This is a genomic window from Atribacterota bacterium, assembly GCA_039638595.1.
Lineage (GTDB): Bacteria > Atribacterota > Atribacteria > Atribacterales > Caldatribacteriaceae > Profundicultor > Profundicultor thermophilus.
Genome location: JBDIWM010000060.1, coordinates 1 through 9,963 on the forward strand (window position 1 = coordinate 1; position 9,963 = coordinate 9,963).

A 9,963-nucleotide genomic window follows, 5' to 3' on the forward strand; every position below is an offset into this window, starting at 1 on the left:
TATAGGCGACCGAACCCCCAACTTCATGGGTGATTTTGAGCATCACCAGGTTCTCTGTCACCACGGCGTCTTGAGAGAACCCCGGTGTCGGTTTCAATTCTCCTCGTTCAGTTTCCCGGGGAAGAAGGACCACCTGACCATGATGGGGGTCAAAAACCGGTTCTCCACGGCAGTTATGGACCTGAATCCGGATGTCCAACTCTCGCTCCTGTGATAAAGGAGAAACAAAGGATTTGGTGAGCGTAAACTCCATCTCCGGCCCTCGGGGTGGGACCCGATGGGTGCGCTCAAATTCCGCGACGAGGTTTCCGATGGATCCGTACCCATCGATATGGTCCTCAATAACCCGGAATACATCGGGGCCCTGGGTGGTCTTTGCCTGCAAAAGCCATCCAGGAAATCCACAAGCATCGTTTTGCACCAGTTTTGAGGTCATGAAGAACCCGGTCTTTTCCCCCATGAGCACCCCGCCGACCTCGATGTCCTCACCGAAAGCAATGGGACTCAGGGCATAAAGGAAACGATAATCACAATCAGCACCACTGTCCACAAACTCCACTCCGGGAGAATTCTCCCGGAGTTTTGCCAGGACTGTTTTTCGAATCTGTGCCAGGAGCGACGCTGGCTTTTGACCGGGGTAGGTTTCCTTCGGGTGGTCCAGAAATTCCTCTTGATGGTTGGTATTTTCGGTGACCGCAACTTTCGGGGTAGAGCAGGGTAAATCCTGAGAAAGGACAAAACGAGGAAAAAACGTAAACGCTACAAGCACAAAAAGAAAGCCAGAAAATGGTAACGACGTTCCCATTTGTGACCCCTCCTTAGGAAAACACCAGAACCTTTCATTCTTTGCGGGAGTAGCCGAACTCTTCAAACGCCTTTTCTAAATTCTCTCTAAGCACGTTTTGCTCAGCCTGGGGAATGGTCTGAAAGGGTGGGCGCATGGTACCATCCCCAAACCCCCGCCACGACAAACCCACCTTGAGGGTCGGCAGACTCCCTCCTTCTTTCAGGATGGACGAGACGATGGTCACTTCCCTCTGGAAGCGCACCGCTTCCTCCAAGTTTCTCCGTTTCCAGGCCGCAAAGAGTTTCACAAAGGGCTCGGGAACCACCCCACCCGGACCGGTGACTGATCCCGCAGCACCAAGGACAAGGGCTGGCAGAAAAGCCCGATCGTACCCCACGATAAGGCGAAAAGAGGGCGGAAGTTCCAGAAGATACTGGGTGAGGGCGGTGAAATTTCCGCTTGAATCTTTCAGACCCACGATGTTGGGGAAGGTCGCTTGCAGGCGCACCACCGTCGAGGGAAGGAGCTCATTGCCGGTGAGAGAGGGAATGGTATAGAGGTAGAGAGGAAAATGGGGAAATTCCCGGGCAAGGGTCGCGTAGTACTCCCAAAGTTCCTCCTGGGAATACCGGTAATAGAAGGGGGTCACGATCGCCCCTCCGTGGGCTTTGGCTGAAAAAGCGTGCCGGAGAAGTTCCCGGGTATCCTGCAGAGTTGGCGTCCCACAGTGAGCCACGATGGTCATTTTCTCGTCGTTGACCTTAAGGACAGTCTCGAGAATCTGGACACGCTCTTTTACGGAGAGAAGCTGCGCTTCGGCAGTCGTCCCACAAACAAAAAGGCCGTTGACCCCTTTTTCGATCAGGAAGGTGATATAAGCTTGCAAAAGGCCGTGATCCACGTTACCGTTCCGGTCAAAAGGGGTGAGATGGGCAACCACAACCCCCTCAAGAAGTCTCATGAAATCTCCTCCTTGTCCTTCGACCTCTTCAATTTGTTTTCGCTGCAATCCCCCTGGTAACCCGTAACCGCTCCATACCCCGATACCCTTCCCCAGGGTCACTTTCGTATCCCGGCGACTCTGGTCGCGGTAACGGAAGTAAAGCACTCCGGGCAAAGACGACGAAAAATAGTAAGGGCCTTTGACCTCGACTTTGCCCTCAAAGGGCATACTCTTTCCATGAATCATATCAGGATAAAAAAGACAGTGTCAAGAAACGATCCGTGAATCTCCGTCTATGGACCAAAAACCGCTTCTCCCAATACGCCCACCCCGACGCAAGCCATGCCAACCTTCATGAACGTCCACAGGAAGGGTCTCGTTCCCTTTTTCACTCCGGCAATTTTTGAGCTGACCTTCACTTCTTCCGTCACCCCTGCATGTTTTTAGCAGAGGTCTCCCTGACTTTTCCTGGTATTTACTAGGATGCCCGATTAAAAATTTCGGGCATGACGAAAAAGGGAGAAGGTTATTCGGGCATGATGAAAGGGATTTTTCGGGCATGGCGGAAGGGGGAAACACCAAAAACGGAAAGGATTTAGAGTGCTTTAGAAACCATTTCTCTAACAGCTGTAGCGAGGGTAAACGCACCTCTTTTCCAAGACATTTTGAATGAACTGGAAAAGGATTCTTTGGTACCAGCGAATACCCGCAGGTTCGCTTCCTTTTAAGAAGTGAATGACGATCATGCTACGGCTAAGCGGAACATCGTCCTTAAAAAGGGATGCTGGTCGTGTTTTTTGGAATAGTGCTCTGGGCTTGTTTCCCAGAGCACTATTCCCGGCAAGGGTTTTCGCGCTATACCTTTTGTCTCTCTCTGAGCCTCTTGAGCGTAGCTACGAGTTCCTCCTTGGAAGGGAACGTCAGAGCTCCAGAGGGACAGAACGAAGCGCAGCGGTCACATCCCACCACACAGTTGAACTTGTTTTGCACTACGGCCTTATCTCCATCTTGCGCAAAAACTCCGTTGGCACAAAACTCGATGCATTCTCCGCAGCCGATGCATTTCTCAGGGTCAATGGTGGGGAACCAAGGGATCTCCTCTCGAGCGATGTTGGGAAAGGGACTTTTTTGATCAGCCATTGACTTGAGCCTCCTCTTTACTTTCTTCTCCTACCGCTTCGTCCTCCTCCAGAGCTTTGCGAATTTCCTCAAAGACCTGGTCCGTGTTTTTAAAACTCAGAGAAATAGGATGGTAGGTGTCCTTGTTCATGGCAACCCTGGCCCTCTGGTACCCATCCCGGAGGAGTTTACGCTGTTTTTCTTCTTTGCAGGCCAGTACATAGTACTTCGTCCCATCGTCTTTCAAAAGGTCCTCCATAAGGCACTCTCCGTTTTCCTCACAGAGGCGAGGATGCATGACCAAAAAATCATGGTTGAGCTCTAAACGAATTCGTTCTGCAAGCTCCCAGAAGTTTATGTCTTTCATGCTGGGGCAGGCACCACTGCACGTACACATGAGAATGGCTTTTTTCGCCATAATTGTATGACCTCCTTTTTTGCATTTTTGCGCAATTATACAACCAATTATACAACAAATAGAGCCAAGGGTCAACCTCTTTTAAAGCCATTTCATTAAAACCGCCAGGAAAATCAATATACGGGAACCAGGGTCAGGTCTCCGCACCAGAGCGAACATTCCGTGGGTTGATGCCTCGTTGTGCACCTTAACTCTCGGGGTGTACTTGAAAACGCTTGATTGCGACGCGTAAAACATGGTGATGCATTTTCACGCAAACCCTACCCCTGCGAATTTTCCCGCTCTGGTCAGAAACGTTTATAATCCATCCTTCCCATCCCTCGTTTTTCAACCTGGAGATTTTTGTGCTACAATGGAGAAAGGTCCGGGAAAAGCAAGAGGATGAAGAAAGCCGTCACAAAACGGATAAAGACTAGAAGCCCTGAATATGGGGTAAATTGTTCCATTGCAGGGAAGTTCAACCATGATAGAAAAGGAGGTTTCCGGTGTGGTGCCCTTATCCCTTTTCCCAGGGTATTTCAGGGAGCGAACGCAGGAGATTTTCTCAGGGGTGAACACCAATCCATTTTTTGCTTTCCGGGTTTTTCCCTGGATTGCTTCCCGACTTTCCCAGAGAGCGAGGATTAAAAAAGAGGTGGGGGCGACGACATGAAACGCCTTTTGATTGCCATTATCCTTTGTTTTGTGATCGCCCTTCCTCTTCTAGCCAGAGAAAACCTCATCATCCAGTCCCGGGAACTCCTGGAGGAACTGGAAGAATCGGTGGACCGTTCGCTTTTTACTTCCCTTCTACGGCGGGCGGAAGGAGTGGCCATTTTCCCCGAAGTGAAGCGAGTGGGCCTTTTCCTGGGAGGGTATTTCGGAGAAGGGCTGGTTCTACGGAAAGACAAAAAGGGGCGATTTTTTGGACCAGCTTTTTTGAAAATCGAGGGCCTGAGCGTGGGACCGCAAATTGGGGTCCAGGTGCAGGGTCTGGTGCTTCTCCTCATGAATCGCCAGGGAATCGAAGCCTTTTATAAAGACGGCTTCACCCTGGGAGGGAACATCTCCATTGCTGCCGGCCCCTTGGGACGGGGATTTTCGGCCGGAGTGGATACGGAGCTTTCCTCATCCATTTATGCTTATGCCATTGCCCGGGGGTTTTTCGCCGGGATATCCATTGAAGGTGCCCGAATCAGGGACAATAAAAAGGCCAACGAAGCCTTCTTCGGCCGGAAAACCTCAGTGCAGGAGATTTTGACCGAAAAACAGGCCGAAGACCGCGCCACCCGGGAGCTCATTCGAACCATACGGAGACTCCGGCTGGGAGAAGGGGAGGAAACATGAGGGTTCTGGGTTCTATTGTTCTTGCTCTTGTCGTTCTCACCCTCTTTCTTTTCTCCTTTATTCTACCGTTTTTTTCCCTCTTTCTCCTGGGGATAGCGGTGGTGGTGGTGTTTTTCCTACTTCTGCGGCTATCCCTTCTCTTTTTGCCGCTTTTTTTGGCGTTCTATCTCATTGCCTTTCTCTGGCGGTGGCTCTTTTAGGATGACAAGGGTCGGTTACTTCTGTAGCTACGTTCCCTGGGAACTCCTTTCGGCCTGCGGTCTAGAGGGAGTTTTTCTTTCTCCCTCCCGGCAACCCTCCCCAGAAGTGGAAGCGCTTTTCCCTGTTCCCTTCTGTCCTCTGGCCAAGATAGTGGGAGAGGAGATCCGCTCGAGGGACTTTGATCTTACGGTCTTTGCCCTTTCCTGTGACACCTCCCGGCGAACCTGGGAAACCGTCAGAAATCTTTTCCCCCAAAAAGAAGTTCTTTCCCTTGAAGTCCCCTTTGGGGACTCTGCTCTCCAGATCCAGAAATTCGCCCGGGAACTGGAGCATTTAGGCCAGATTCTCGCTCGGCGGCAGGGTTTGCACCCTCTGGATTTAGAAATGCGCCTGGATGCTATACTCTCCTCGGCGTTTTCCGAGAAAAAGCTTGTAGGAGAGCTCTTTTTTGGAGGGAAAATCTCCGGAAGAACTCTTCTTCGGCACGAAATGGGGAAAACGATTGTCTTACAAACGGTTGAAAAACCCTTTATTCTCTCCGGATCCCACCTCTTTGTGGATAACCTGGCCACGCTTCTGGAAGAGCGAAACATCTCCTTCGTGGAAGAAACCCCCCTGGGGGTTCGGCGTTTTGCCCTGGTCCCCTTCAAAGGGGATCTCGTTCCCTCTTCGGATCCCTTTTTAGATCTGGCCCGGATGTACCTCTCCTATAAATTTCCCTGCCCCCGGGAACGGAATCTCCGTCTTCGAACCTTGAAAGCACTGATAACCCACCTTGAGGCCCGAGGGATAATCTATCTCTATCCCAAGTTCTGTGACTTTGCCCTGCACGACTTGGCCCATATCCGTCGCTATATAACACTTCCCATTCTTTCCTTAGAGCACGATCTCACTCCCAACCTCCCTCAGTGGACCACACGCTTAGAGGGTTTCCTGGAAGTGACTGGCAGTGCATAAGAAGAGCGCCTTTCTCCTGCAGAGTATCAGCTTTCTCCTGGAACGCCCAACGCTTTTTGCGCTTCTCAAACCCTATCTTTGGTGGCTGCAGTGGAAAAATCCCTTCCCGACCTTAGCCCAGTTTTCCTACAGAATCACTTTAGAAAACGTACTCACCCTCTACGGACGAAAAAAGCCGGTGGTGTGGGCCAGCCTCTTTTTCCCAGCGGAATTCATTTATGCTCTGGACGGAGCCCCCTTTTACCCTGAAATCACTGCCGGCCTTTTTTCGGCACTCGGGGTGGGCGCCATTCCCTTGTTTCACGCTGAAAGCCACTTTTTCTCTGCGGACCTCTGTAGCTACCACCGCCTGAGCGTAGGAGCGAGCATGCTCCGCTTCTTTCCCCGTCCAGATTTCCTCTGTGCTACAAGCGGTATCTGTCGGGAGACGGTTCCTTTTTTTCAGACTCTGGCCGAGCTCTTCGGAGTTCCTCTCTACCTCGTCGATATTCCCCACGAGTTTTCCCCAAAAACCGTGCGTTACGTAGCTAGCCAACTTCGATCCATCGCTCAAAACCTGAAGCGCGACAGACGAGTTACCTGGGATTTCGAACGTCCTTTTGAATTGGCCCAAAAAACCCAAACGGTGCTTCAGGAAATCGAAGCCCTGCGCCGCAAAAAGGAAGTCATGATTCTTCCACCCACCAAAAACCTGGATTACCTCCCCTATTACTACCAGTTCATGGGAAGCGAGACCTCTCTTTCCTTTTTCCAGAAACTCCGGGATGAGCTGCGCCAAAATCCGAAAAATCCCTTGCCACATCGCCTTCTCTGGCTCCATCTCAAACCCTTCTATTCAAATTTCCTCTCGGCACTTTTGACCGAGCTCGGCCTGGGGATAGCGTTCGAAGAATTTGCTGCCACCTATTCCGGGGAGCTCAAACCCAAAGAACCCTTCCAAGGTTTGGCCGAAAAAATCACTGTAATGAGTCACGCCTTGATGGACGAAAAGGCTCGGATAGCAAGAATTCTGCAGTGGGTTTCGGAGTACCAGACCGAAGGGGTCATTCAGTTCAACCAGTGGGGATGCCGCCAGAGCCAGGGGATGAATGCTCTACTGCGGAAAACCTTGCGAGGGGAGGGAGTGCCGGTGCTTTTCTTGGATGGCGACCACATAGACCGCCGCCACCACACCGAAGAGCAGTGGCGCACGCGCTTACAGGCCTTTGCAGAAATGCTGGGCGGTTGAAGCACTTGCCTGGGGAAGCAAACTATAGTACAGTAGCCCGGGGTGAGAACCGTGTACGTGGCAGGCCTTGATATCGGATCCCAATCAACCTGTGCGGTTATCTGGGATGGAGAAAAAATCCGTGGTGTGGCGCTCCGCCCAAGCGGGGTCAACCCAAAGCAAAGGGCCGAGGAAGTCCTGGAAAACGCCCTTCGGGAAGCCCGCATGAGCCGTAGTAGCCTGGGAAAAGTGGTCGCCACCGGGTACGGCCGCTACCAGGTGGAAGCAGATCTTCGGGTGAGCGAAATCACCTGTCAGGCCAAAGGAGTGGCATTCTTTTTCCCACAAGTGCGGACCGTAATTGACATCGGGGGTCAGGATAGCAAGGTGATTCTGGTTGACCCCAAAACGGGTAAAGTCCTCGACTTTCTCATGAATGATAAATGCGCTGCTGGGACCGGACGTTTCTTAGAACTCATGGCGGAAGTCTTAGAAATCGACCCTGGAGAATATGGAATCCTGGCCGAAAAACACCAAGAAGATGTCACCCTCTCTTTTACCTGTGCGGTCTTTGCTGAATCAGAACTCATCGGACTCATTGCCCAGGGTAAAACCAAAGCAGATTTGGCTGCGGCGGTTTGTCAGGCGGTGGCAAAACAGGTCGTAAGGATGGCTGAACGATTGAACATAAACCCACCCCTGGCCATCACCGGAGGGGTGGCGCAAAATCGAGGAGTCCTTTATTTTCTGGAAAAGGAAATTGGCCTTAAACCCCTGGTTCCTCCAGAACCCCTCCTCACCGGGGCTTTAGGAGCCTGCTTATCCACTTAGCGGTGCATCTCCATGGTCTTCCGTTCAATGTACATGCTGGAGAGCACCGACAGAAGAATAACCAGGCCAAAGAACACGTAGGTCCAGAAATAGGGAATGCGCAGGACCACAAGGCCATTTTCAATCACCGAGATGGTAGTGGCACCCAGGAATATTCCCAGCATATTTCCCATCCCTCCCCGCAGCGACGTTCCTCCCACCACACTCGCGGCCACAGCCTTGAGTTCCCAACCGTCGCCAGTGCGGGAGGTGAAACAGGCCAGCCGTCCAATTTGGGCGCAGGCCACAAACCCGCAGAGTAAACCCACCACGATAAAACACACCGTTTTCACCCAATCGGTGTTGATGCCCATGGCCCGGGCTGCATCTTTATTATCACCGGTGGCATAGATCCAGTTTCCAAAACGGTGGCGATGAAGGATGATTCCCAGAATAGCAGCAAAAATGGCAAACCAGAAGAACTGCACCGGTAAAAATTTTCCGATTTGTCCGTTAAAGAAAGCGAGAAAATATGAAGCCGCAGGATTCCCAAGCGCCGAAACATCACAGGCAGTCTGTTCTCCTCCCGAAAGGAGCACGGTCAAGCCTCGCCAGAACATCATGGTCCCCAGGGTGGTGATGAAGGAGGGAATTCCGGCCCGCACGGTGATGAGGGCATTGAGCAACCCCAGCAGTCCTCCCACCGCCACCGTCACCAGCGCCGTGATAAAAAGGGGCAGACGCAACTCAAAAAGCTTGAGAAAAATAAATGAGCAGAAGGCGAGGATTGAACCCACCGAAAGGTCGAACTCTCCACCAATCATGAGCATTCCCACCCCCAGGGCAATGATGCTAAATTCGGCCCCCAAGGACAGAAGCACCCTAAGGTTATCGGGGTCTACGAAACGGTGTTCGGGTGAAAAAATCGCAAAAAGGATCACAATGAGAACCAAAACGAAAAGCACACTGGTGGAACGAGAGAACAAAAACCGCTTCAGGTAGCTGGTGCTCCCCTGCATCCCTTCCTCCCCCTTCTATATCGCCACAAAGGCACTCTTCAAAACCAGCTCTGAAAGTCCCTGAGGGGAAGTCTCTTCCTTTTTCACATCTGCCATTTTCAGACCCCGGGCCATGACCACAAACCGCTCGGCAATGTCAAAGGCGTGGTAGAGATTATGGGTGATGAAAACCACCGAGACCTTCTCCCGCTGGAGCTGACGAACAAACTCCAGTACTTCTTCGACTTCCTTGACCGAAAGGGCCACAGTGGGCTCATCCAGGATGACGAGCTTAGCCTTAAAATGGAGAGCCCGGGCAATCGCCACTCCCTGACGTTCACCACCCGAGAGGGTGACCACCGGCAGTTCCGGAGAGCGAAGCCGTAACCCTAAATTTTCCAGAGCTTTCATGCTCTCTTCGTCCATGGCTTTCCGGTCCATGATGCCTAACTTTTTCACCGGTTCCCGTCCCATGAAAATGTTGCGAGCAATGCTCAAATTAGGCGCTAGAGCTTGTTCCTGATAGACCGTCTCAATTCCTAAATTCCGGGCATCCCGGGGAGAACGGATTTTCACCTTTTGTCCTTCAAAGTAGATTTCCCCCTGATCCGCCTGGTGATACCCGGAGAGAATTTTAATAAGGGTGGATTTTCCTGCCCCGTTGTCTCCAATCAATCCCACCGTTTCACCACGTCGAACCTCGAAATCCACCCCCCGCAGGGCGTAAACCCGGCCGAACCACTTGTGAATCCCGACCATTTTGACTAGAGTACCATCTCCCACGTCCATCGTTCTGACTCCCTTTCTTCAGGATTCTATCGGAATCTCCGCTCCACGTAGGTGTTCAGCACCACAAAGAGAATGGTAGCCAAACCAATAAAGGCAGTGATACCAAAAACCGGAACCCGCATGAGCACCAATCCGTTATCCAGAATAGGGATGGTGAGCGCTCCCAGCACCACTCCCGGCATACTTCCCACCCCTCCCCGCAGAGACGTTCCCCCCACCACACACGCGGCAATGGCCCGAAGCTCCAGGCCTATCCCCTGGGTGGCGGCAAAGGAACCGATGCGCACCGACTGCATACAGGCCGAAAATCCGCAGAGTAAACCCACCACGATAAAACACACCGTTTTCACCCAATCGGTGTTGATGCCCATGGCCCGGGCTGCATCTTTATTATCACCGGTGGCATAG

At 52.0% G+C, this 9,963-nt stretch carries 14 protein-coding genes; 6 read left to right on the forward strand and 8 right to left on the reverse strand.

From position 1 onward, the window contains the following. The 5 genes from ABDK92_10255 to ABDK92_10275 form a co-directional block, all read right to left on the reverse strand. Positions 1-805: hypothetical protein (locus tag ABDK92_10255; protein ID MEN3186986.1), on the reverse strand; the 805-nt coding region annotated here is incomplete at its 3' end. Positions 806-839: 34 nt separating this feature from the next. Next, entirely contained in the window at positions 840-1,958 is a 1,119-nt protein-coding gene (locus ABDK92_10260) for a dihydrodipicolinate synthase family protein (protein MEN3186987.1), read from the reverse strand. Between the two features lie 65 nt (positions 1,959-2,023). Then, entirely contained in the window at positions 2,024-2,149 is a 126-nt protein-coding gene (locus tag ABDK92_10265) for a hypothetical protein (GenBank protein ID MEN3186988.1), read from the reverse strand. A gap of 436 nt (positions 2,150-2,585) precedes the next feature. Beyond that, a complete protein-coding gene (locus tag ABDK92_10270) occupies positions 2,586-2,870 on the reverse strand; it encodes a 4Fe-4S dicluster domain-containing protein (GenBank protein MEN3186989.1) in 285 nt (94 codons plus the stop codon). Continuing rightward, entirely contained in the window at positions 2,863-3,267 is a 405-nt protein-coding gene (locus ABDK92_10275) for a hypothetical protein (protein ID MEN3186990.1), read from the reverse strand. Before ABDK92_10275 ends, ABDK92_10270 begins: the two co-directional genes overlap by 8 nt. A 463-nt stretch (positions 3,268-3,730) precedes the next feature. Here ABDK92_10275 and ABDK92_10280 point away from each other — a divergent pair, with 463 nt between their 5' ends. The 6 genes from ABDK92_10280 to ABDK92_10305 are packed head-to-tail and all read left to right on the forward strand — an operon-like array spanning position 3,731 to position 7,789. After that, the gene (locus tag ABDK92_10280) at positions 3,731-3,919 is read left to right on the forward strand and encodes a hypothetical protein (GenBank protein ID MEN3186991.1); all 189 of its coding nucleotides are present in this window, start codon (positions 3,731-3,733) and stop codon (positions 3,917-3,919) included. Continuing rightward, the gene (locus ABDK92_10285; GenBank protein ID MEN3186992.1) at positions 3,916-4,593 is read left to right on the forward strand and encodes a lipid-binding SYLF domain-containing protein; all 678 of its coding nucleotides are present in this window, start codon (positions 3,916-3,918) and stop codon (positions 4,591-4,593) included. Before ABDK92_10280 ends, ABDK92_10285 begins: the two co-directional genes overlap by 4 nt. Beyond that, complete coding sequence (locus tag ABDK92_10290; GenBank protein MEN3186993.1) at positions 4,590-4,793, forward strand: hypothetical protein; 204 nt, start codon at positions 4,590-4,592, stop codon at positions 4,791-4,793. Before ABDK92_10285 ends, ABDK92_10290 begins: the two co-directional genes overlap by 4 nt. 1 nt (position 4,794) lies before the next feature. Beyond that, on the forward strand, positions 4,795-5,751 hold the full coding sequence (locus ABDK92_10295; protein MEN3186994.1) for a 2-hydroxyacyl-CoA dehydratase family protein: 957 nt from the start codon (positions 4,795-4,797) through the stop codon (positions 5,749-5,751). Next, positions 5,744-6,979 carry a 2-hydroxyacyl-CoA dehydratase family protein gene (locus tag ABDK92_10300; GenBank protein MEN3186995.1) on the forward strand — a complete coding sequence of 412 codons (1,236 nt, stop codon included), beginning with the start codon at positions 5,744-5,746 and terminating at the stop codon, positions 6,977-6,979. Before ABDK92_10295 ends, ABDK92_10300 begins: the two co-directional genes overlap by 8 nt. 51 nt (positions 6,980-7,030) lie before the next feature. Further along, positions 7,031-7,789: an acyl-CoA dehydratase activase gene (locus tag ABDK92_10305; protein MEN3186996.1), complete on the forward strand. Its 759-nt coding sequence runs from the start codon at positions 7,031-7,033 to the stop codon at positions 7,787-7,789. On the opposite strand, the gene ABDK92_10310 is transcribed toward ABDK92_10305, so the two are convergent. From ABDK92_10310 to ABDK92_10320, 3 genes are all read right to left on the reverse strand, one after another. Beyond that, complete coding sequence (locus ABDK92_10310) at positions 7,786-8,787, reverse strand: ABC transporter permease (protein MEN3186997.1); 1,002 nt, start codon at positions 8,785-8,787, stop codon at positions 7,786-7,788. The two genes, ABDK92_10305 and ABDK92_10310, sit on opposite strands and share 4 nt — an antisense overlap. 15 nt (positions 8,788-8,802) lie before the next feature. Continuing rightward, a complete protein-coding gene (locus tag ABDK92_10315; protein MEN3186998.1) occupies positions 8,803-9,555 on the reverse strand; it encodes an ATP-binding cassette domain-containing protein in 753 nt (250 codons plus the stop codon). Between the two features lie 26 nt (positions 9,556-9,581). Next, a partial coding sequence (locus tag ABDK92_10320) for a hypothetical protein (protein ID MEN3186999.1) occupies positions 9,582-9,963 on the reverse strand: 382 nt, incomplete at its 5' end.